We start from the raw sequence: 19,090 nt of genomic DNA, 5'->3' as shown, positions 1-19,090 counted from the left end.
CGCCGAAAAGGGGGCGGTGAGCCGGACGCGTGACGTTTCGTCCGGCAAGGCGGCAGAGGTCGTGTGCGCCGGCCGTGCGGTGGCTGAATTGGCCGCAGCAGCCACCGACCGCAGGTAAGGAGACCGGGCATGCCACGGGCTGAAGTGAACGGCATCGAGCTCTTCTACGAGGTGGCAGGGGACGGCGATCCGCTGGTCCTGGTGCACGGGTCCTGGGGCGACCATCACAACTGGGCCCCGGTCCTCGACGCCCTCACGGCGAGGTTCCGGGTGCTGGTCTACGACCGGCGCGGGCACAGCCAGAGCGAGCGTCCGCCCGGGCAAGGGTCGCGATTCGAGGACGAGGAGGACCTGGCGGCGCTGATGGAAACCCTGGGGCTCGCGCCGGCATTCGTCGCGGGCAACTCCTTCGGCGCCTCGACCGCCCTCGGCCTGGCCGCCCGGCGCCCCGAACTCTTCCGGGGTCTTGTCGCCCACGAACCCCCGCTCATGGGCATCGTGGCAGACGACCCCGAGCTGCGGCCGCTGATGGCGTCGACCGGAAAAAAGATCGACTCTGTCATCGGACACCTACGGGCCGACGAGTTCCACGCGGGAGCACGCCAGTTCGTGGAGGAGGTCGCCCTGGGCCCGGGAGCCTGGGACCAGCTGCCTCAACAGCTGCGCCAGACGTTCCTCACCAACGCCCCCACATTCCTGGACGAGCAGGCCGACCCCGAGTGGTCCGATCTCGACCTCGACAGCCTCTCGGGCTATGCCGGGCCCGCCCTACTGACGAAGGGCACCAACAGCCCGCCCTGGTTCGCCACGATCACCACCCGGCTGGCCGGGGCGCTGCCGCAGGCGCAGACGTACACCTTCGAAGGAGCCGGGCACATCCCCCACGTCACGCACCCGGACGCCTACGCGCGCCGCGTGACCGGCTTCATCGAAGACAGCCATGGCCACTCATGACCGGTGAGCGCCCGAGGCGGCGGTCGTCCCTCAGCTCTGCGATTCGCTGATGTTGACCATCCACGGGATGCCGAACCGGTCGGTGCACATGCCGAAGACGTCGCCCCACATCTGCTTCTCCAGGGGTACGGACACCGTGCCGCCGGCGGACAGCTTCTCCCAGTAGCCGCGCAGCTCGGAGTCGTCGTCGCCGCTCAGGCTCACGGAGAAGTTGCTGCCGGGGGTGTGTTCCATGCCGGGCGGGGAGTCGGCGCCCATCAGGGTGAAGCCGCCGGCGGTCTCCAGCATGCCGTGCATGATCTTGTCCGCTTCCGGGGAGTCCGGGTTGCCGTATTCGCCATAGGTGTTGAGTGCGAGCGTGCCGCCGAAGACTTCCTTGTAGAACTCCATCGCCTGGCGGGCGTCGCCGGCGAAGCTGATGTACGGGTTGAGTCGCGAGGCCATTGCAGTCCTCCCTGAACGGGGCAGAGGGTCAGTTTCGGTTGGTCGTGTCGCCGGTGCGCTCCGCGAGCGTGTGGGCGACGAGGGCGTTGGCGTGGCCGTGGCCCAGTCCGTGTTCGGACTTCAGCCAGTTCACGAGCTCCATGTGTTTGGTCAGCGGCGAGGAACGGATGAGGTCCTGCCATTCCGCGATCGGGCGGCCGTACTTCTTCTCGATGGAGGGGAAGTAGCTCGCAGGGCCTTTCACTGGGGCGGTCATGGTGGTGGTCTCCCGTCTGTGCCGGTGTCGTCCGCCCTTTGACCGACGGCGCCGTCCGAAGTCATCGGCGATCCGGTGTGTGCTGCGTCACATGCGTGCCTCCCAGTTCGCCGCCTCACTTGGGCGGCAGACCCGCCGCGAAGGCCCGTCCCTCGGCGATCCAGGCGCCGAGCGTCTCGTCCTCCGCGACCGCGGCGCCGTCGACCACGACCCAGCCGCGCATCGGGCGGCCGGTCATGTCGAAGATCCGCGCTCCCGGCCGGGTGAGCGCCGCGTCCGTCGCCTCCGGCCCGACCCGCACCATGAGGTCGTCGCCGGTGACGCCCACGGCCATGTTGCCGTGCAGCAGGAACGCGATCCCGCCGAACATCCGCTTCTCCGTGATCGCCGGATCCGCGGCGAGTCGCTCGCGGATCCGCTCCGCCAGCCCTTCGTCGTACGCCATCGCCGTCTCACCCTCGATCCACGAGTCGCGCTTCCAGGTCGCGCAGGTCCTTGACGAGATTGCCCCGCACCTGGCGGGCGAGCAGGGGTGCCGCCAGCCGGTAGAAGCCGCCGTCGCCGCCCCGGACGCGGATCCGAGCGAGGGTGCCTTCCGGGTGGCGGTCGAAGGTGTATGTGACGTGCATGGGCATGGGGCCCGCCACCGAGATCATGTCCAGCAAGCGGGGCGGGTCGTACGCGGCCACCTGCAGCACGTAGTCGATGCGCCGGCCCAGGAAGTACGCCGTGCGCGTGACCTCGGCCCCGACGCCGAAGCTCCCGCCTTCCGCCTCCCGAGTCAGTTCCGCCGTACGGATGCCCTGGGTCCTCCCCCATAGCCCTGAACGGGCATGGGAGGTGCCCCCAGGCGTCATGCCGCCAGTCCATCGCGTACGCGGCCACCCGCTCGGGCGGCAGCCGGACGACGCGCTCGGCCGTCACGTCGATCGTCATGCCTTCACCTTCCGCGCTCCCGCCCGAGGTCACCACCCGGTGCGCAGCGGATGGCCGAAGGGCAGCGCGAGCACCACCTGGGACCTCCTTCAGCCGCCTGACGTGTGCCGCCGGGGGCGGATGACGCGGGAAGACGCCGCGCGGCTTCGCCCGGGGGCGAAGAGGGCAGGTCCTGACATCGGTGAAATAGTCGCCGCGCGCGATTGACGTTTCAGTGGTGATGTCCGTCCTGCATGCGAGCGTCGTCGTGCTCGTGTTCAGCGCTGGCGGGTGCCCCGCCCATCATCCGCAGCATGGCCGGGCCGCCGGTGCGCCAGAACCGTACGAGCAGGGCCGCGGCCAGCAACAGGAAGGCGATGTTGAGCCAGGTCGTGTAGTTCCAGGTGATGCCCTCGTCCGGGATCGTGGCGTCGGCCTGGTCGGGGATCAGCCCCAGGCCGCCGAAGACGAACTCGACGACGTACCCGGCGACGGCCATCGCGGCGAAGAAGGTGACCAGCAGGAAGGCGGCCATCCGGGCGCCGTAGTACTTCCGGTAGATGTTCAGGATCGGCAGGATCAGCAGGTCCGCGTAGATGAAGGCGATCACACCGCCGAAGCTGATGCCGCCCTTCCACAGCACGACCGCCAGCGGCACGTTGCCGATGGAGCACACGAAGGTCGCGATCGCGACGAGCGGTCCGACGAGCGGGCCGACCAGCTTGGCGGCGAGCGGATGGCCCTCCAGGAAGAGGCCGCGCCAGAAGTCGTCCGGCACCCATGCAGCGATCGCGCCCGCGATCAGCAGCCCGGCCACCAGGTCGCGCAGGATCGCCGCCCACTCCATCACGAAGATGTGCGACACGGACGTGAACCCGTCCCGAGAGAGCAGCCTGCGCCGGAAGCTGCCCGTCCCTCCCACCGACATGTCCATCGCAGCGTGGCCTTCCATGGAGCCGGCCAGCCCGTGATCGGCCTGCTCGCGAGCCTTGGCGAGAAGCCGTTGGCGCAGGAACAGGCGGAACAGCACGGCGAGTACGAGGATCATGACCGGCCCGCCGATGAACTCCGCGGCGGTGAACTGCCAGCCCATCAACAGCGCCATGATGATGCCGAGTTCGATGACCAGGTTGGTGGAGGCGATCTCGAACGCCATCGCCGCGGTGAAGTCGGCGCCCTTGCGGAACAGCGAGCGGGCGAGGGCCACGGCCGCGTAGGAGCAGGAGGACGAGGCGGCGCCGAGCCCGGCGGACAGGGCGAGCGTCCGGGGGCGATCGTCGCCGAGCAGCCGTACGACCGTGGAGCGGCGCACCACCGCCTGCACGACGGCCGAGAGTGCGAAGCCGAGGATCAGCGCCCAGGTGACTTCCCAGGTCATCGATCCGGCAATGGACAACGCGTGCCCGATCGCAGCCATGGACCCACCCCTTCCCGACGTGTTTCTGGTGTCGGCGCAGACCCTACCCCTAGGGGGTATATCTTGCGTGTCCTCGGCGTACTTGCGCTTGAGGGAGAAGGGGCTCACGGGGACTGAAGTGTCGGGCGACGGTCATCGTCCAGCCTTCGAGAGCTGGTGTGCCGCCTTCCACGTGGTCGAAGGGGTCCTGGACGAGTGGGACTGTCCGGCGTGGACTTCGCCCTGTACAACCAGTTCCCCACCGGCAGCTTGCAGGCGTTCGGCCTGACCTTCGAGCCGGCGTACGGCGAAGTGCCCGAGCGCACGTTCTCCAGCGAAGCGCCCGAGGGTGCGCCTACCGGCGCGGGAGGAGGTGGGGGACGTCTCCTCCCGCGCCACCGCCGAGAGTCTTGAGCGGCCGATGACTCAGCTGCGGGAGGGCCGTTCGGCGGGGTGATCGACAGCCGGTCAGGGCGCCGCACCCAGCATCTGGTCCATCGACGGATCCGACATCTGCAGGCCCGGCAGCAGCCAGTCCTGGAACGGAGCGAGCACGGCCAGCACGAGGAAGGCGACGCCCACCGCCCAGCTGAGCCACGGACCGCCTCGCCACAGCTTCTCCAGGAAGATCACCGCCGCCAGTGCCGCCATCGCCGCCACATTCATCACGCCGAGCGGGATCAGGACGATCATCAGCCCCCAGCAGCAGCCGACGCAGTAGAGCCCGTGGTGCGCGCCCACCCGCAGATCCTTCGCCCACGGTCGGAACCGCGCGTACCGCAGCAGCTGGAACATCGGGCTGCGGCAGTGGCGTAGACAGACCCGCTTCAGCGGCCCGAACTGCTGGACGCCCGCGAGCAGGAAGGCGCCCGCGCCGATCCAGCGGCCCGCCTCAGGGTGATCGTCCACCAGGTGCCCGGTCGCCGCCAGGGCCGCGTACACGAGCAGCCCGAACCCGGCCCAGGCCAGCAGGTAACCGCCGACGAATTCCGTCAGGCGCAGCGCACGGACGCGGCCCGCGGTGCTGCGGTTGATCGCCTGCACCCAGGTCAGAGCCACGGGTGCGAGGGACGGCAGCATCATCGCCGCCATCATGACCACCCACAGGAGGAGGAAGAGCGGAAGTGCCAGGCCCATGGTGCCCGGCTCCATCCCCATGTCGCGCGACTGCGCGGCCGTGAGCACCCACGCCAGAGCGGCGATCAGGGTCAGCAGGGACCAGCCGAGGGCCAGATCACGCCTCGGCAGCAGGACCCCCGGCCGGGTGGGCTCCGGCGGGGCCAGCCGGAGATACGGCATGGCTTGCCTCCCAAGGACGCCCACTGCTGCCGTGGCCGCGGCGAGCACTCCGAAGACATCTCCAGCAGAGCACAGAATCGAGGGCTTCAAAAGCGCAGGACCGGGACACGGGGCGCAGCCCTCACGACAGCGAGCGGGCCCCGTTCGAGGAACTGGGGTTGCCGAGTGAGGGGTCCCGATCAGCCGCTCCCGCCTCCAGAGGACACTCCGCTTTCGCGTCGGCGAGGCGCACCGTGGAAGTGACGCACCTCCGTGTCCTGGGAGAGGAGGTGCCAGATGGCTGAGCAGACCGGCAGCAGCCCGCCCTGGCGCGTGGTCGGCGATTGGTTCGAGTTCGTGGAGGACTTCCGACCCGAGATGCGCGGCATGGACATCGCTCCGATCACCGTCGAGGTCGACGAGGACCTGGGGTCGTGGCGCGCCGAAATCCTCGGCCGGGTGACCGCCCGTGCCGAGGCCCTCACCGGTCCCACCACGCCCGAGGGGGCGCGGGTCCAGCTCCACAACCCGCCGGGTGCCGAGGTCGGCCCGGGGCAGATTGCCACCTGGGGCCGGGCCACCACCGGCCAGGTCGACGCCTTCGGCTTCAGCTGGAGCCGCAGCGGCAAGTCCAGCAAGTACTTCCCCTTCGACTGGAGCGGCCCCGGCTGACGTGCGATCGGTCGGGGCTCAGTGCGGCCGGTCGTCAGGGTCCGCGCTGCCACAGCTTCTCCAGGACGGGACGACTCGGGTACTCGCGTGGAGTCGTCGGGAAGCGCTCTGAGAGGGCCGCCCGACCCGCACAGGGCGGGAGGCCCGGACTGCCGCGAGGCAGTAGGCCCTCTCAGAGGACGTCACCGACGTAAGAGCTGCCCCCCTTTGTCGCCCACTGCCTCCGCCAGGTCTTGTGTACGGGCGCGGCCGCGGACCCCGCCCAGGTCGCCCACCGGGCAGGGAGCAGCGTGGAGGGCAGCGTTCAGTATTGCTCGGTCTCCACGAAACCCGCGTCCACGTCGTTGTTCGCGCCGAAGGCTTCGGCGGCGGCGGGCGCGTTGAATCCGGGCGGGCTGTCCTTCAGGGCCAGGCCCATGCCGGCCAGCTTTTCCTTGACCTCGTCGATGGACTTCGCACCGAAGTTGCGGATGTCGAGCAGGTCGGCCTCGGAGCGGGCGACGAGTTCACCCACGGAGTGGACGCCCTCGCGCTTGAGGCAGTTGTAGGAGCGGACGGTGAGGTCGAGGTCCTCGATCGGCAGTACGAGGTCGGCGGCGAGGGCGGCGTCCGTGGGGGACGGGCCCATGTCGATGCCCTCGGCGTCGATGTTGAGCTCGCGGGCCAGACCGAACAGCTCGACCAGGGTCTTGCCGGCCGACGCCATGGCGTCACGCGGACGCATGGCCTGCTTGGTCTCGACGTCGACGATCAGCTTGTCGAAGTCGGTGCGCTGCTCGACACGGGTCGCCTCGACCTTGTACGTGACCTTCAGCACCGGCGAGTAAATGGAGTCGACCGGGATACGGCCGATCTCCTGGCCCACCTGCTTGTTCTGCACGGCGGAGACGTAACCGCGGCCACGCTCGACCGTCAGCTCCATCTCCAGCTTGCCCTTGCCGTTGAGCGTGGCGAGGACCAGGTCGGGGTTGTGCACCTCGACACCGGCCGGGGGCGCGATGTCGGCGGCGGTGACCAGACCCGGGCCCTGCTTGCGCAGGTACATCACGACCGGCTCGTCGTGCTCCGAGGAGACGACCAGCTGCTTGATGTTGAGGATCAGGTCGGTGACGTCCTCCTTGACGCCCGGCACGGTGGTGAACTCGTGCAGCACGCCGTCGACGCGGATGCTGGTGACAGCAGCGCCGGGGATCGACGACAGGAGGGTGCGGCGAAGGGAGTTGCCGAGGGTGTAGCCGAAGCCCGGCTCCAGCGGCTCGATCACGAACCGGGAGCGGAACTCGTCGACGACCTCTTCGGTCAACGACGGACGCTGAGCAATCAGCACGAGGTGTTGCCTCCAATGTGTCCGGCGCCCGCTATGTGACGCCGTGGATACCACGAAGGGTACGGGCGATACGGGCGATACGGTCGCCGCAGCGGCCGAACGGCCCGACTCTCCAACCCGGCGCGGAGGCGTGAGCCCCGAGCGGGAGAGGGTCGGGGCCTTCTTCGTGTCGTGGTCGCAGCTGGGTGAGGGGGTGTCGACCGTGGCCAGGACGCGGTTCCAGGAACTGACCGACGCACTGTGTCGGGACTCGTTGCCTGTGCGCTCAGTTTCTGTCCGACACCTGACGATTCCCGCGCCCGATGACCACGTCCCGGCATCTGTCGTCACCCTCTCCGACGCTACAATTGAAGAGTTCTTCAATTGGTTAGTTGCCGTGGAGCCTAGGTGATCCGGAGCCCGGAGGTCGGAGTGAACGAAGTCACCGAGGCACTGCTGGCGCGGGTACACGCGGCGCGGGCCGGACTGGCGGCCGCCGTGGCCGCCGACGACGCGTACGCCGTTGCCGTGGCCCAGGACGAGCTGGACGACGCGGTGCGCCTGGCGCGGCGGCACGGGCTGGACGTCGAGGCGACGGAAGCGGACGAGGGGTGATCGGGATGCCGGTTCCGCTGTACGAGGCGAAGGCCGAGTTCTTCCGGATGCTCGGCCACCCGGTGCGGATAAGGGTTCTTGAGCTGCTGCAGGACGGGCCGAAGCCGGTGCGCGACCTGCTCGCGGCCATCGAGGTCGAGCCGTCGAACCTGTCCCAGCAGCTGGCCGTGCTGCGCCGCTCGGGCATCGTGACCGCCACGCGTAGCGGTTCGACGGTGGTCTACGAGCTGGCCGGCGGCGACGTGGCCGAGCTGCTCGCCGCCGCGCGGCGGATCCTGGCCACCTTGCTGACCGGTCGGCAGGACCTGCTGGACGAGCTGCGTGCGGCGGAGCCGGCGAGTTGAGCGACAGCGGCGGGTTTTGGCTGCCGTAGCGGCGCAGCACGCCGATCGCGGCCGTCGACCAAGTGCCGCCCGCGGTGCAGCGGCACATCGCCTCGTTCAGGCTGGGGCCCGGCACGTGGGGTGAAGCGGCCGCCTCCCGGTGCCGCAGAGCGCTGTCAACTCCCGGGAGGCGGCCGCCGATTGAGGGCCGTCGCTACGACGGCGGTTTCCCCTCGACCTGGGCGGCTTGCAGGTCGGCGAGGAGTTCCGCCTGGCCGGCCAGCACGCCCTGGAGGATGGTGCGGGCCACCCGCAGCAGCTCGGCCACGTGCGGGCTGGTCAGCGAGTAGTACACGGTCGAGCCCTCCTTGCGGGTCACGACCAGGTTCGCCCGCCGCAGCACGGCCAGCTGCTGCGAGAGGTGCGCGGGCTCGATCCCCACCTCGGGCAGCATCTCCGCGACCGCGTGCTCGCGCTCGCTCAGCAGCTCCAGGACGCGGATGCGCGCGGGGTGGCCGAGGGTTTTGAAGAACTCGGCCTTCAGCTGGTACAGCGGCGTACTCACCGTGCCGTTCCCTCCCCCGTGCAGCAGCACGGCCGCACCGGCCGGGCCTTGGCGCATCGCATCCACCCACTCGTCAAGAACATGCGGCCCATCCTCGCGTGCGGCACCGGCCAGACCGAATCCGCACCGGGGATGAGAGCCGTCGATTTCAACAGTGATGACCTCAGCAGTTGCTAAGATTAGCAACTGCTGAGGTCATGTGAGGGAGGTTCGCGTGAGGATCACGCCGCTGCGCGGTTTCGGCGTCGCCTGGCTCAAGTGCCCGGCCTGCCGTCTGAAGTGCCGCCCCACCGCCGTCGCCCCGGACGGCAGCTGCCCCCGCTGCGGCGAGCCCCGCCTGCTGAAACTGTCCCTCGGCGGCCGTCCCGATCGGCCGTCCCAGGACGCCGACCGCCACTGACCCGCGCACGGCAGGCGAGCCGGGGAGAGCAGCCATGGGTGACTGGGACGTCCAGTCCTGCAGTGGGGTCCGCTTCGAATGGGGGCCCGCGGGAGCGAGCCGCCTCGCGACCGAAGCGGCCTGTCTGGTCACTGTGGATGTGCTGTCGTTCTCCACGACGGTGAGCGTCGCCGTCGACAGGGGCATCCGCGTCCTTCCCTTCCGGTGGCCGGGCGGTCTCGCCTCCGAGGACGAGTGCAGCGGTGCCGCGCAGGCCGCCGCCGCGTACGCGCGCCGGTCGGGCGCCCGGCTGGCCGCGCACCGCCACGCCGTCACACCGGACACCCCTTGGTCACTGTCGCCCGCCCATCTGCGCGCCGCCCCCTTCGTGGCCCGCCTGGTGCTGCCGTCACCCGACGGCGCCGCGGTTGCAGCCGCCGCGCCGTCCGGTGTGCGGGTGGTCGCCGCCTGCCTGCGCAACCTCACCGCGGTCGGCAACTGGCTCACCGCCCGCAACTACGGCACCCCCGAACACCCAGTCGCCGTGATAGCCGCCGGTGAGCGGTGGCCGGACGGCAGCCTGCGCCCCGCTCTGGAGGACCTGCTCGGCGCCGGAGCCCTCATCTCCGACCTGTTCTCCCAGGGCGCGGGCCCCCTCTCCACCGAGGCCGCCGCCGCGAAGGCGAGCTACGAAGGCACCGCCGACCTCGTCCACGCGGTCGCCACCAGCGCGTCCGGCCGCCGGCTGGCGGCGATGGGGTTCGTCGAGGACGTGGCGATCGCCACCGAGGAGGACGCCTCCGCCCTCGTCCCCGTACGGCACGGTGACGGCGCCTTCGCCTCGGGCTGAGAGCCGGCCAGGTCAGTCGCCCGACTCGGCCACGTCCGGCCACCCCGTGGTGCGCCACTCATGACGCCCCTCCACCTGTCGCCCGTGCACTGCGCTGTGCGCGGCGAGCGCCGCAGCCAGGTCGGCATGGACCGGGATGGGCGGGCAGTCGCCGGCGGGGACGAGGGACCCGTCGGCGGGAATGGCGGCCAGCTCCAGGCCGCGGCCCGCCTGGGCGAGGCGACGGGCGGCCTCGGTGATCGCCAGCTGTCCCTCGGCCGACCAGCTGCGCAGCTCGGTCAGGTCGACGACGACCGGGCCCGTGCCACGAGCCAGCGCCCAGCCGACCGCACCGGTGAAGCGGCGGACGGCGTCCGGGCCCAGGTACCCGGCGACGGAGAGGACGCCGAGGTTCTCCTCGACGGTGTAGCGCCAGTCGATGGTCATGGTGGTGAACTTCCTTGCCGTGCGGCCCGGTTGGATTCAAAGGGGGAGGGTGATCGAGACGCTCTTGCCGTCGGTGTCGCCATGTACGGCCGCGGTGCCGCCGAATTGCCGGGCGAGCTCCACGACCGTGCCGAGACCACCCTCGGTGCCGGCGGCTTCCCGAAGCGGCGGCTGGTGGGGGTGGCGGTCGTGGACGGCGAAGGCCAGGCGGCTTCCGCTCGCCGCATACATCACCATGATCTGCGGGGACCGCTCGGCGGCGTGCCGCACGCTGTTGGTCACCAGCTCGCTGAGGATCAGCAGCGCCGCGTCCACGACGGGCCGGTGCAGGCCGATCCCCCACTCGGCCAGCGCCTGTTCGGCGGTCTCGCGGGCGAGGCGGACGGCGGACGGCTCGGCGGGCAGCGTGACTATGTGCCGGTGGGGCAGGGCTTCGAGCTGCATGGCCGTCAACCGTCCGTAGCCCGGGTGAACCGGAAGCCGGTCACGCTCTGCGGGCGGATGCGGACGAGCGTGTCGTGCGGACCGTGCACCCAGCCGGGCAGGGTCCGCTGGTAGTGGGCGGCCTCGTCCGTATCGGTGATCACGTCGGCCTTGCCGGTCGCGGTCACCGTCCAGCCGGTGCCCGTCTCGGCACCCACCTCGTCCACCTGGTACGTCACGGACAAGGGCACCGCCGCGGCCGGGGTCGGCGTGCGGGCGATCAGGCTGCCGAACTCCCACACGTGCCGCGCGGGACGGACCACGGCCTGCTCCCGCTGCACGTACACCAGCCGCCCCAGACCGCTGCCCTCCAGCAGCCACACCGCCTCCGCACCGGAGACCTCGGACATGCGCAGTACGGCGGGACGGGGACTCATCGGACTGCTTCCTCGCTGGTGGCTTCGGTCGGCCGGGCCGCGACGGCGGACAGGACACCGGCCGTTTCCAGGTGATCGCGCGCGCCGCGGATCGCGTCGGGGGTGGTGGCGTACTCCCGGCCTTCGTGGCCCAGCAGGTCCAGGGCGCCGACGGAGTCGAGGACCTGGCGCTGGCCGGGGCGTATCCCGGAGGCCAGGACGAGGATGCCGCGCCGGTTCAGCTTCTCCACGGCGTCCTTGAGGACCAGCGCCCCGGTGGCGTCCATGGTCGACACCCGGGACATGCGCAGGATGACGACCCGTACGTCGGCGACCTCGGTCAGCTCCAGCAGGAAGCGGTGCGCGGCGGCGAAGAACAGCGGTCCGTCGATGCGGTACGCCACGATGTGCTCGGCCAGCAGGGCGTGCTCCTCGGCGCTGTGGTCGCCCCGGTCGAGCGGGACCTGGTCGAAGCGGGCCTGCTTGGCGACGGCACGCAGGGCGAGGGCGCTCGCCACGACCAGGCCGATGATCACCGCGTAGACCAGGTCCAGGGCGAGCGTGGCCACGGCGGTCAGGACGAGGATGAGCGCGTCGGAGCGAGTGGCCTTCGCCATGGCCTTCAGCGAACCGACCTCGACCATGCGGATCGCGGTGGCTAGCAGGACGCCGGCGAGCGCGGCGAGCGGGATCTTCGAGACGAGCGGTGCGGCGGCGAAGACGATCACTGCGAGGACCGCGGCATGGGTGAGAGCGGCCAGCCGCGAACTCGCACCGGTGCGGACGTTGACAGCGGTGCGGGCGATCGCGCCCGTGGCCGGAACCCCGCCGAACAGCGGGGCGGCGATGTTGGCCAGACCCTGCCCGAACAGTTCCCGGTCCGGGTCGTGCTTCTGGCCCACGGTCATGCCGTCGCCCACCGACGCCGACAGCAGCGACTCCAGCGCGGCCAGGGCGGCGACCGCCACGGCAGAAGTGAGGAGGCTGTCGAGCGAGCCGAGGTCGAGGAAGGACAACGACGGCACGGGCAGCCCGGCCGGCAGCGCGCCGATCGGCTTCGCCGCGTCCAGATGCGCGAGCTGCGCAACGATCGTCGCGGCGATCACGGCCAGGATGGAGAACGGGACGGTCGGCCGCCACCGGGCACCGAGCAGCATGACGGCGGCCACCGCGAGCGCGAAGCCGACGGCCGTCCAGTTCGGAGAGTCTGCGAACTCCTCGACGGCCCGCCAGGTCACCACCAGCACCCGGTCGCCCTCGGGCTTGGGCACGCCGAGGGCGTTCGGGATCTGCTGCAGGCCGATCACGCAGGCGATACCGAGGGTGAAGCCCTCGACGACCGGGGCGGGCACGTACTGCATGTACTTGCCGGCCCGCAGCGCGGCGAGGCCGACGAGCATGACGCCGGCCATCAGACCGACGGTGAGCACCCCGGTCGGCCCGTACCGTCCCACGATCGGTACGAGGACCACCGTCATCGCGCCGGTCGGGCCGGACACCTGCAGATTCGACCCGCCGAAGACCGCGGCGAGCGCGCCCGCGACGACGGCGGTCGCCAACCCCGCCTCCGCGCCGAGCCCCGAGGAGACCCCGAAACCCAGCGCCAGCGGCAGCGCGACGATCGCCACGGTCAGGCCGGCCAGCAGGTCCCGGCGCGGGTTGCGCCCCACTTGGGCCAGATCCTCCCGGCCGGGCAGCAGCGCGGCGATCCGGGCCCACGCCCGGCTGAAAGCCGTGGTCATCGCGCGACGACCTCGGCTTCCCGCAACTCGGCCAGCAACTCGTTGCGCCCGGCCAGCAGCTCGGTCAGGATCCGGCGCGCTGCCTTCATAAGGTCGGCCACGTCCCCGCCGGCCAGCTCGTAGACGACGGTGGAGCCTTCCCGCGTCGACGTGACGATCCCCGAGCAGCGCAGCACCGCCAGCTGCTGCGACAGGCTGGACGGCTCCACCTCGATGGCCGCGAGCAGGTCCCGTACCGGCATCGGCCCGTCCTGCAGCAGCTCCAGCACCCGTATCCGTACGGGATGCCCCAGCATCCGGAAGAACTCGGCCTTGGCCTGGTACAGCGGAACGGACACGACCCTCGGCTTCCCCTACACCCCACCCGGGGCAGACGCGAAAGGCTCTGCCCGCGGCTACCTGCGAGCACAGTCAACACAGCATCTAACCAATTGCGAAATTTTGCAATTCAGCATCCGATTGCAGCCTTGGTAGCCCCGGCACGGAGGGGGGTGCCGGCCGCGGATCAGGCCTTCTTGACCACGCTCGACTTGAGCTGCATCGCCCCGAAACCATCGACCTTGCAGTCGATGTCGTGGCCGTCGACCCCGTCGACCAGCCGGATGTTGCGCACCTTGGTCCCGGCCTTGATCCCCGAGGGGCTGCCCTTGACCTTGAGTGCCTTCACGACCACGACGCTGTCGCCGTCCTGCAGCACATTGCCGACGGCGTCCTTGACCACGCGCTCTCCGGCCAAGTCGCCGCCGTCTGCACCGGCCTCGGCGGGAACCCATTCGTGGCCGCACTCGGGGCACACCACCAGGGCGTTCATCTCGTAGGTGTACTCACAGGAGCACTTCGGACAGGGAGGAAGATTCTCAAGCATCCCGTCAGCGTATCCGGCCCGTCACCTGGGACGTTCCCCGCTGCCGGCTCGCCGATACGCCGCTGCGGGGCCCGGACGGCCGGTTCGAACGGTACGCGGACGCCTGGTCGCGGGGGTCAGCGGGGCACACCGACGGGACACTGAGAGAGCCACAAAGGCGCGTACGCAGTTTTCTGAGGGCTCGGGGCTGTCAGCGATGAGTTCTGCGGCGTCCGGCGGTCGTACTGTCGAACCCGTTATGGAGGAGGGCCTCTGATGCGCAGCGTGACCTATTCGATGAACGTCTCACTCGACGGCTACATCGTCGGGCCGGACGGCGGCTTCGACTGGACGGTGCCCGACAAGGAGGTCTTTCGCTTCTGGATCGACGAGATTCGAGAGGTCGGCGTCCACCTGATGGGACGGAGGCTGTACGAGACGATGCTGTACTGGGAGACCGCCGAGCAGGAAGCCTCGCTCGACGACGCGGAGCTCGAGTGGGCCGCGCTCTGGAATCCGCTGCCCAAGGTGGTGTTCTCCCACACGCTGTCGGCAGTGCAGGGCAATGCCCGCCTGGCCACCGGCGGCCTGGCGGAGGAGATCGAACGGTTGCGGGCCGAGCCGGGGGAGGGCGACATCGCGATCGGCGGCGCGACTCTCGCCGCCGAGGCGGCCTCGTTGGACCTGATCGACGAGTACCGGGCCATGCTCTACCCGGTGCTGATCGGCGGTGGCATTTCGTTCTTCCCCCAGCACGAGCGCCGGGTGGATCTCGAACTCGTCGAGACCCGCACCTTCAACTCGAAAGTCGTCTACCTCCGCCACCGCGTGACGCGCCCGTAGGGTTGCGGGATGCGGTGACCGGAGGTTCGGCGGCATGCACCTTCGAAGAAGGGGCCGGCTCGCGGCCGCGGTTCGCATCTGTCCGCGCACGGGACTGCGTCACGCTGTGCGGCGAGATCCTCGCCCGGTCGGCGGGCGCCGGCTCCGCATAGGACTTCGGCGAGGCGTTCGAGCACTACCGTGAATTCATGGCGGCACCCTTGGATGTACTGGTGGTCGGAGCGGGACCCACCGGGCTCGCACTCGCCGCACAACTGCGTGCCTACGGCGCGTCGTTCCGAATCGTCGACCGCTCCCTCGACCGGGCCCGTGAGTCGCGCGCGTTGGCCATCCAGCCGCGCACCCTGGAGGCACTCGCCCCGTTCGGGGTGACCGACGAACTGATCGGACGCGGCAACCCCGCGATGCGGGTGAGGATGCATCTGCCGCGGCGGGTGGTGCAGCTGCCGTTGTTCGACATCGGGCTGACCGACACCGCGTACCCCTTCCTCCTGTTCCTGTCGCAGGCGGAGACCGAAAGCGTCCTTTGCGAGCATCTGCGGGGTCAGGGCGTGGGAGTGGAGCGAGGTACGGAGCTGGTCGGCTTGGAGCGCGCGGGCTCGTCCGTCTCCTGTCGGCTCCGCCGCGGCGACGGCACCGAGGAGGCCGTAGCGGCGACGTACGTCGTGGGCTGCGACGGTGCGCACAGTACGGTGCGGGCCCAGGCGGGCATCGGTTTCGAGGGGTACGCCTATCCGCAGACGTTCCTGCTGGCCGACCTGGAGGTCGACGGGCTGGAGCCGGGGGCGGTGCACACATACATGAGCGGGGCCGGTGTGCTGTTGTTCTTCCCGCTCGGCTCGCCGGCCACCTGGCGGATGCTCACCATGCGGCCACCGGGCGCCCCGGACACCCAGGTGACCCTGGGGCTGCTGCAGGAGATCACCGACCGATACGCCGGCGACCGGCTGGCGTTGCGTGATCCGGTGTGGATGACCGACTTCCGTCTCCACAACCGGGGAGCCGCCCGCTACCGGTCGGGGCCGTTCTTCCTTGCCGGGGACGCGGCCCACATCCACAGCCCGGCCGGCGCCCAGGGCATGAACACCGGTATCCAGGACGCCCTCAACCTGGGCTGGAAGCTCGCCCTCGTGAGCCGGGGGAGGGCTCCGGAGAAGTGGTTGGAGACGTACGAGGCCGAGCGCGCTCCGGTCGGCCGCAGCGTGCTGCGCTTCACCGACCGGGCGTTCACCATCGGCACCAGCAGCAACCCGGTGATCCGTTTCGCCCGCACCCAACTCGCCCCACGCCTGGCTCCGTTGGCGCTGCGAGCGACCGGGCCGCGCGGGCTGGTCTTCCGTACGGTGTCGGAGCTGGGCATCCACTATCGGCGCGGCCCTGCCAGCACGGCGGGCCCGCAGTCGCCGAGGCGCGGTCCGCGCGCGGGCGACCGGCTGCCCGACCTGCCGCGCGGCCTTCAGGCGCGGACCGCCGGGCCGGGATGGCACCTGCTCCTGTCCGGGCCGCCGGAGCTCTGGGGCGAGGAACGGCTCGTCTCGCTGCTGAAGGGACGGGACGACCTGGTCGAGGTGCACCGGCTCGGGGACGAGGGCCCGTGGAGGGGGGTGACCCACGGGCTCGTACGCCCCGACGGCTACCTCGGCTACGTCGCTCGCGGCATCCATCTGGACGGTCTGCGTGCGTACCTCGACTCTTGGCTACTTGCACAGCACCGATGAAGAGGGCGCGTCCGTAGTCGCAGAGGCGGGCGTCGCCGCAGCCCATGGTGACGACGCCGGCGGCGCGGACAGCGCCGGGCCACTCAGCGACCCGGCAAGCCATCCGTCCGGTCCCGGCCGCTGCCCCGCCGATGGGTCCCGTAAGTTCCCGGCGAGGGGCCAGCCCAAGGTCTCTACAGCAGGGGGTGGTCATCGGTGACAGCGGGATCGGGCTCGGCCGGCCCGAGCGCCCAGAAGCCGCCGTCATCGGCCGGTCCGAAGTACGCGTCGCAGTCGGCGAAGTCCACAGTGAGCAGTGGCCCGTCGGACCCCGCGAGGGCGTCCGCGAGCCGTTCGTCGAGACCGCCCGCGCACTGCCGTACGACGTCGAAGCCGGGCGGGAGCCAGGGGGCGGGAGCGCCGTCCCGTACGAGGACGCGGCGGGTCGCCGGGGTGGCCGCCACGGTGAGCCGGGTCTTGACCCGGCCCGGCATCGGTTCCTTGGCGATGACGAGCAGCGTGGTCACCGTGCGGCCCTTCCGTCGGCCAGCACGCGGCTATGTCCCGTACAGCCTGCCAGGTGCCGTGCCAGGTGCCCGTCGCCTTCGAAGCACCGGGCCGGGGCAGATAGCAGACGTTGTGCTCGGTGATCCGTCGGCTCGCGTCGGCGGTGTGCACCACCATCTGCAGGGGATAGCCGCTGCGCCGGTCGGTGAGGCCGAGGGCGAGCAGCGGCTCGCGGCCGGCGGCACGGGGGCGAGGTCGTCCAGCCCAGCTCGTCCCGCAGGGGGGACGAGTCCGCGGTGATGTGCCGGACGTCGCCGAGCCGGTACTCGCCGATGACGAGGGGTACAGGTCCTCCGTGCGCGGCAGCCAGCGCCCGCGCCATCTTGACCACAGTGTGCGGCTCACTGCTGCCGGTGGTGTACGCCATCAGCACACCGCCCCGTGCCTCGGCCTCCAGCGCGGCCACGTTTGCGGCGGCCACGTCCCGCACGTGGACGACGTCCCGGCGCTGGAGCCCGTCCTCGAAGATGCGCGGCGCCTCGCCCCGCGCCGGTGCCAGCCGACGGGGCGCGTGCGTCAGCTGGGTGCTGCAGGATCGAGTTGGAGGTCGAGCCAGACCCGGTCGCGTATTTCGATGCCGTCGATGCGGGTGCCGGGTTCGTAGCCGGTGCGGGGGGTGAAGGCGTCCCGTTCGATCGTCTGGAGACGGAATCCCTGGCGCTGGTAGAAGCGCAGGTTGCCGATGTCGGCCGCGGCAGTGGCGACCAGCAGGCGTCTGCTCGACTCGCGGGAGACCAGGTCGATCGCACACCGCACCAGGCGTCTGCCCACACCGGTGTGCTGAAGGTCTTCCCGTACAGCCATGTTCTTGATCTCGAAGGTGTCGGCGCGGTCGGTTGCCACCAGTTGCAGGTGACCGATGGCATTCGTTCCGCGTAACGCGACGAGCACGCGCCCGTCCTGGATGTAGGAGTCGAGTTGGGTCGACGAGTCCTCGGCCAGTGCGAACAGCGGCCTGAGCCTCTCCCGCGAGCCGTTGTACTGCACCACCCGCACCCCGTCAGGGGTTTCGGCCTCTGGTCCTCGGACCGTGCGGGCCGCATGATCGGCAACCGGAGCATCGGGGCGAGTCGCGGCTTCGCTCGGCGGAACCTGCTTCACCAGAACGGAACGGGTGTACAGCAGGTGGAAGCCTCGGCGCTGCACGTTCTGCTGGGACTTGGAGCCCGGTTGGGTGGTCACGACGGCGATGTCGCAGCCGGTGGCAGCGGCGTCGGCGAGCCGGGCCGAGAGCAGGGCGGTCTGGACGCCGCGTCGGCGGTACGCGGGGGCGGTCGCCGCGCCCGTGAGCTGTGCAACGCCGTCCGCGGTGCGGAGGCTGCCGCCCCCGGCGACGGTGCCGTCGTACAGCGCGATGTAGTGCACCACACCCGCCGCGGCGAAGTCTCGCTCGGCGTTCGCGAGCACCTGACGCGGGAACTCCTCGTGCGAGGGAACCCCCTGGTCGTCGGGATGAGCGAAACCCTCCACCACCACGTCCAGCCACGCATCGAACTCGTCGTCGCGACTCACCCGGACCTCGATTCCAGGAGGAGTCACCCGCTCGTACTCGCCGTCGAGCGCGAGCCCGAGCACGTTCTCGAACGAGGCCAGCCGGTAGCCGCGCTCCGTGAACAGGGCGCCGACCGCCGGGTCGGCCAGCTCGGACACCTCGGCCTGCACGGGAACACCGCGATCGCCGAAGGCACGCTCAATGCGGTCGAGCGTGGCCGTGTCGGGTACACCGTCGAATCCCAGACCGGCGATCTTGTTGAAGGGCGAGCCGTCCTCGGCGAACGTGGCGACTGCGCCGGCTACCCGCATCATGAAACTGCCGTCGTCTCCCCGGCGTCGGCGGGCGGCCTCGGCCGCCGCTGTCATCAGCTGAGACTCGACGCGTTCGATGCGCTGCGCCATGGCGACATCGCAGAAGAGCGGCAACTGGTTCATGTCCGCCCGCACCCCATTTCCACGCTCACGATCCGAGGCTAGCGGCTGTCGCCTGAGCCACAGCGGCCGAGATTCTTACGGTTTCGGGATCGGGCCGGCCGGACACCGGGCCCCGTCTCAGGGCTTCCCGGCGGCCAGTTCCACCCACGGCTCGGCGGCAGCACTCTCCGGGCACCGCTGAGCGGAGTCGGGGGTGTTGTGCATGAGGCGCGCCTGCGCCGCACGGTTTACGGCCGAATCGTTGTGGGAG

General features: G+C 70.5%; 22 protein-coding genes and 4 pseudogenes. 8 read left to right on the top strand and 18 right to left on the bottom strand.

The window, feature by feature from the left end; translation table 11 throughout:
* Positions 1-129 precede the first annotated feature (129 nt).
* Positions 130-954: an alpha/beta fold hydrolase gene (locus ACFY1L_RS42685; protein WP_388837615.1), complete on the top strand. Its 825-nt coding sequence runs from the start codon at positions 130-132 to the stop codon at positions 952-954.
* 30 nt (positions 955-984) lie between these two features.
* On the opposite strand, the gene ACFY1L_RS42680 is transcribed toward ACFY1L_RS42685, so the two are convergent.
* The 6 genes from ACFY1L_RS42680 to ACFY1L_RS42655 all read right to left on the bottom strand — a co-directional run bounded on the left by ACFY1L_RS42680 (position 985) and on the right by ACFY1L_RS42655 (position 5,264).
* Positions 985-1,398 carry a VOC family protein gene (locus ACFY1L_RS42680; RefSeq protein ID WP_388837613.1) on the bottom strand — a complete coding sequence of 138 codons (414 nt, stop codon included), beginning with the start codon at positions 1,396-1,398 and terminating at the stop codon, positions 985-987.
* 28 nt (positions 1,399-1,426) lie between these two features.
* Positions 1,427-1,654: a DUF4287 domain-containing protein gene (locus tag ACFY1L_RS42675; RefSeq protein WP_388837610.1), complete on the bottom strand. Its 228-nt coding sequence runs from the start codon at positions 1,652-1,654 to the stop codon at positions 1,427-1,429.
* Between the two features lie 115 nt (positions 1,655-1,769).
* Positions 1,770-2,099: a TfoX/Sxy family protein gene (locus ACFY1L_RS42670; RefSeq protein ID WP_388837607.1), complete on the bottom strand. Its 330-nt coding sequence runs from the start codon at positions 2,097-2,099 to the stop codon at positions 1,770-1,772.
* 7 nt (positions 2,100-2,106) lie between these two features.
* Entirely contained in the window at positions 2,107-2,511 is a 405-nt protein-coding gene (locus tag ACFY1L_RS42665; protein WP_388837604.1) for a hypothetical protein, read from the bottom strand.
* Between the two features lie 290 nt (positions 2,512-2,801).
* On the bottom strand, positions 2,802-3,986 hold the full coding sequence (locus ACFY1L_RS42660; RefSeq protein WP_388837601.1) for a permease: 1,185 nt from the start codon (positions 3,984-3,986) through the stop codon (positions 2,802-2,804).
* Between the two features lie 447 nt (positions 3,987-4,433).
* Positions 4,434-5,264: a DUF2182 domain-containing protein gene (locus ACFY1L_RS42655; RefSeq protein WP_388837598.1), complete on the bottom strand. Its 831-nt coding sequence runs from the start codon at positions 5,262-5,264 to the stop codon at positions 4,434-4,436.
* A gap of 318 nt (positions 5,265-5,582) precedes the next feature.
* Between ACFY1L_RS42655 and ACFY1L_RS42650 the strand changes: the two are divergent.
* Positions 5,583-5,915: pseudogene (locus ACFY1L_RS42650) on the top strand (DUF1326 domain-containing protein); the annotation flags it as partial.
* A gap of 304 nt (positions 5,916-6,219) precedes the next feature.
* Here ACFY1L_RS42650 and ACFY1L_RS42645 read toward each other — a convergent pair.
* Entirely contained in the window at positions 6,220-7,242 is a 1,023-nt protein-coding gene (locus tag ACFY1L_RS42645) for a DNA-directed RNA polymerase subunit alpha (protein ID WP_388837595.1), read from the bottom strand.
* Positions 7,243-7,653: 411 nt separating this feature from the next.
* On the opposite strand from ACFY1L_RS42645, the gene ACFY1L_RS42640 reads away from it, so the two are divergent.
* Together ACFY1L_RS42640 and ACFY1L_RS42635 are read left to right on the top strand one after the other, a co-directional pair.
* Positions 7,654-7,836, top strand: coding sequence for a hypothetical protein (locus ACFY1L_RS42640; protein WP_388837592.1), 183 nt, complete (start codon positions 7,654-7,656; stop codon positions 7,834-7,836).
* 5 nt (positions 7,837-7,841) lie between these two features.
* Complete coding sequence (locus tag ACFY1L_RS42635) at positions 7,842-8,180, top strand: ArsR/SmtB family transcription factor (protein ID WP_388837589.1); 339 nt, start codon at positions 7,842-7,844, stop codon at positions 8,178-8,180.
* 193 nt (positions 8,181-8,373) lie between these two features.
* Here ACFY1L_RS42635 and ACFY1L_RS42630 read toward each other — a convergent pair whose 3' ends face one another.
* Complete coding sequence (locus ACFY1L_RS42630; protein ID WP_388837784.1) at positions 8,374-8,724, bottom strand: ArsR/SmtB family transcription factor; 351 nt, start codon at positions 8,722-8,724, stop codon at positions 8,374-8,376.
* A 214-nt stretch (positions 8,725-8,938) separates the two neighbouring features.
* Between ACFY1L_RS42630 and ACFY1L_RS42625 the strand changes: the two genes are divergently transcribed.
* Positions 8,939-9,124 carry a hypothetical protein gene (locus ACFY1L_RS42625; RefSeq protein ID WP_388837586.1) on the top strand — a complete coding sequence of 62 codons (186 nt, stop codon included), beginning with the start codon at positions 8,939-8,941 and terminating at the stop codon, positions 9,122-9,124.
* 34 nt (positions 9,125-9,158) lie between these two features.
* Complete coding sequence (locus tag ACFY1L_RS42620) at positions 9,159-9,953, top strand: 2-phosphosulfolactate phosphatase (protein WP_388837583.1); 795 nt, start codon at positions 9,159-9,161, stop codon at positions 9,951-9,953.
* A 12-nt stretch (positions 9,954-9,965) separates the two neighbouring features.
* On the opposite strand, the gene ACFY1L_RS42615 is transcribed toward ACFY1L_RS42620, so the two are convergent.
* The 6 genes from ACFY1L_RS42615 to ACFY1L_RS42590 form a co-directional block, all read right to left on the bottom strand.
* The gene (locus tag ACFY1L_RS42615; RefSeq protein ID WP_388837580.1) at positions 9,966-10,379 is read right to left on the bottom strand and encodes an STAS domain-containing protein; all 414 of its coding nucleotides are present in this window, start codon (positions 10,377-10,379) and stop codon (positions 9,966-9,968) included.
* A 36-nt stretch (positions 10,380-10,415) separates the two neighbouring features.
* Complete coding sequence (locus ACFY1L_RS42610) at positions 10,416-10,823, bottom strand: ATP-binding protein (protein WP_388837577.1); 408 nt, start codon at positions 10,821-10,823, stop codon at positions 10,416-10,418.
* A 5-nt stretch (positions 10,824-10,828) separates the two neighbouring features.
* The gene (locus tag ACFY1L_RS42605) at positions 10,829-11,239 is read right to left on the bottom strand and encodes a pyridoxamine 5'-phosphate oxidase family protein (RefSeq protein WP_388837574.1); all 411 of its coding nucleotides are present in this window, start codon (positions 11,237-11,239) and stop codon (positions 10,829-10,831) included.
* Positions 11,236-12,960: a SulP family inorganic anion transporter gene (locus ACFY1L_RS42600; RefSeq protein ID WP_388837571.1), complete on the bottom strand. Its 1,725-nt coding sequence runs from the start codon at positions 12,958-12,960 to the stop codon at positions 11,236-11,238. The genes ACFY1L_RS42605 and ACFY1L_RS42600 overlap by 4 nt, the downstream gene beginning before the upstream one ends.
* Positions 12,957-13,298 (bottom strand): ArsR/SmtB family transcription factor, encoded by a 342-nt coding sequence (locus ACFY1L_RS42595; RefSeq protein ID WP_388837569.1) that lies wholly within the window; start codon positions 13,296-13,298, stop codon positions 12,957-12,959. The genes ACFY1L_RS42600 and ACFY1L_RS42595 overlap by 4 nt, the downstream gene beginning before the upstream one ends.
* 167 nt (positions 13,299-13,465) lie before the next feature.
* Positions 13,466-13,825: a zinc ribbon domain-containing protein YjdM gene (locus ACFY1L_RS42590; protein WP_388837566.1), complete on the bottom strand. Its 360-nt coding sequence runs from the start codon at positions 13,823-13,825 to the stop codon at positions 13,466-13,468.
* A gap of 255 nt (positions 13,826-14,080) precedes the next feature.
* Between ACFY1L_RS42590 and ACFY1L_RS42585 the strand changes: the two genes are divergently transcribed.
* A complete protein-coding gene (locus ACFY1L_RS42585; RefSeq protein ID WP_388837563.1) occupies positions 14,081-14,647 on the top strand; it encodes a dihydrofolate reductase family protein in 567 nt (188 codons plus the stop codon).
* A gap of 188 nt (positions 14,648-14,835) precedes the next feature.
* The gene (locus ACFY1L_RS42580) at positions 14,836-16,365 is read left to right on the top strand and encodes an FAD-dependent monooxygenase (RefSeq protein WP_388837560.1); all 1,530 of its coding nucleotides are present in this window, start codon (positions 14,836-14,838) and stop codon (positions 16,363-16,365) included.
* A 179-nt stretch (positions 16,366-16,544) separates the two neighbouring features.
* On the opposite strand, the pseudogene ACFY1L_RS42575 reads toward ACFY1L_RS42580, so the two are convergent.
* The 4 genes and pseudogenes from ACFY1L_RS42575 to ACFY1L_RS42560 form a co-directional block, all read right to left on the bottom strand.
* Positions 16,545-16,871: pseudogene (locus tag ACFY1L_RS42575) on the bottom strand (glycosyltransferase); the annotation flags it as partial.
* Between the two features lie 25 nt (positions 16,872-16,896).
* Positions 16,897-17,097: pseudogene (locus ACFY1L_RS42570) on the bottom strand (glycosyltransferase); the annotation flags it as partial.
* A gap of 13 nt (positions 17,098-17,110) precedes the next feature.
* A pseudogene (locus tag ACFY1L_RS42565) lies at positions 17,111-17,413 on the bottom strand (NAD-dependent epimerase/dehydratase family protein); the annotation flags it as partial.
* Positions 17,414-17,427: 14 nt separating this feature from the next.
* A complete protein-coding gene (locus ACFY1L_RS42560) occupies positions 17,428-18,840 on the bottom strand; it encodes a GNAT family N-acetyltransferase (RefSeq protein ID WP_388837558.1) in 1,413 nt (470 codons plus the stop codon).
* Positions 18,841-19,090 lie beyond the last annotated feature (250 nt).

The sequence above is a fragment of the Streptomyces sp. NPDC001663 genome, assembly GCF_042893105.1.
Taxonomy (GTDB): domain Bacteria; phylum Actinomycetota; class Actinomycetes; order Streptomycetales; family Streptomycetaceae; genus Streptomyces.
This window is presented reverse-complemented; position numbering and strand designations above follow the sequence as displayed.

What these genes read in the sequence shown, in the direction of transcription:
- ACFY1L_RS42685 (WP_388837615.1), top strand. Translation starts at nt 130, where the DNA reads ATGCCACGGGCTGAAGTGAACGGCATCGAGCTCTTCTACGAGGTGGCA.
- ACFY1L_RS42680 (WP_388837613.1), bottom strand. Translation starts at nt 1,398, where the DNA reads ATGGCCTCGCGACTCAACCCGTACATCAGCTTCGCCGGCGACGCCCGC.
- ACFY1L_RS42675 (WP_388837610.1), bottom strand. Translation starts at nt 1,654, where the DNA reads ATGACCGCCCCAGTGAAAGGCCCTGCGAGCTACTTCCCCTCCATCGAG.
- ACFY1L_RS42670 (WP_388837607.1), bottom strand. Translation starts at nt 2,099, where the DNA reads ATGGCGTACGACGAAGGGCTGGCGGAGCGGATCCGCGAGCGACTCGCC.
- ACFY1L_RS42665 (WP_388837604.1), bottom strand. Translation starts at nt 2,511, where the DNA reads ATGACGCCTGGGGGCACCTCCCATGCCCGTTCAGGGCTATGGGGGAGG.
- ACFY1L_RS42660 (WP_388837601.1), bottom strand. Translation starts at nt 3,986, where the DNA reads ATGGCTGCGATCGGGCACGCGTTGTCCATTGCCGGATCGATGACCTGG.
- ACFY1L_RS42655 (WP_388837598.1), bottom strand. Translation starts at nt 5,264, where the DNA reads ATGCCGTATCTCCGGCTGGCCCCGCCGGAGCCCACCCGGCCGGGGGTC.
- ACFY1L_RS42635 (WP_388837589.1), top strand. Translation starts at nt 7,842, where the DNA reads ATGCCGGTTCCGCTGTACGAGGCGAAGGCCGAGTTCTTCCGGATGCTC.
- ACFY1L_RS42620 (WP_388837583.1), top strand. Translation starts at nt 9,159, where the DNA reads ATGGGTGACTGGGACGTCCAGTCCTGCAGTGGGGTCCGCTTCGAATGG.
- ACFY1L_RS42615 (WP_388837580.1), bottom strand. Translation starts at nt 10,379, where the DNA reads ATGACCATCGACTGGCGCTACACCGTCGAGGAGAACCTCGGCGTCCTC.
- ACFY1L_RS42610 (WP_388837577.1), bottom strand. Translation starts at nt 10,823, where the DNA reads ATGCAGCTCGAAGCCCTGCCCCACCGGCACATAGTCACGCTGCCCGCC.
- ACFY1L_RS42605 (WP_388837574.1), bottom strand. Translation starts at nt 11,239, where the DNA reads ATGAGTCCCCGTCCCGCCGTACTGCGCATGTCCGAGGTCTCCGGTGCG.
- ACFY1L_RS42600 (WP_388837571.1), bottom strand. Translation starts at nt 12,960, where the DNA reads ATGACCACGGCTTTCAGCCGGGCGTGGGCCCGGATCGCCGCGCTGCTG.
- ACFY1L_RS42590 (WP_388837566.1), bottom strand. Translation starts at nt 13,825, where the DNA reads ATGCTTGAGAATCTTCCTCCCTGTCCGAAGTGCTCCTGTGAGTACACC.
- ACFY1L_RS42585 (WP_388837563.1), top strand. Translation starts at nt 14,081, where the DNA reads ATGCGCAGCGTGACCTATTCGATGAACGTCTCACTCGACGGCTACATC.
- ACFY1L_RS42580 (WP_388837560.1), top strand. Translation starts at nt 14,836, where the DNA reads ATGGCGGCACCCTTGGATGTACTGGTGGTCGGAGCGGGACCCACCGGG.
- ACFY1L_RS42560 (WP_388837558.1), bottom strand. Translation starts at nt 18,840, where the DNA reads ATGAACCAGTTGCCGCTCTTCTGCGATGTCGCCATGGCGCAGCGCATC.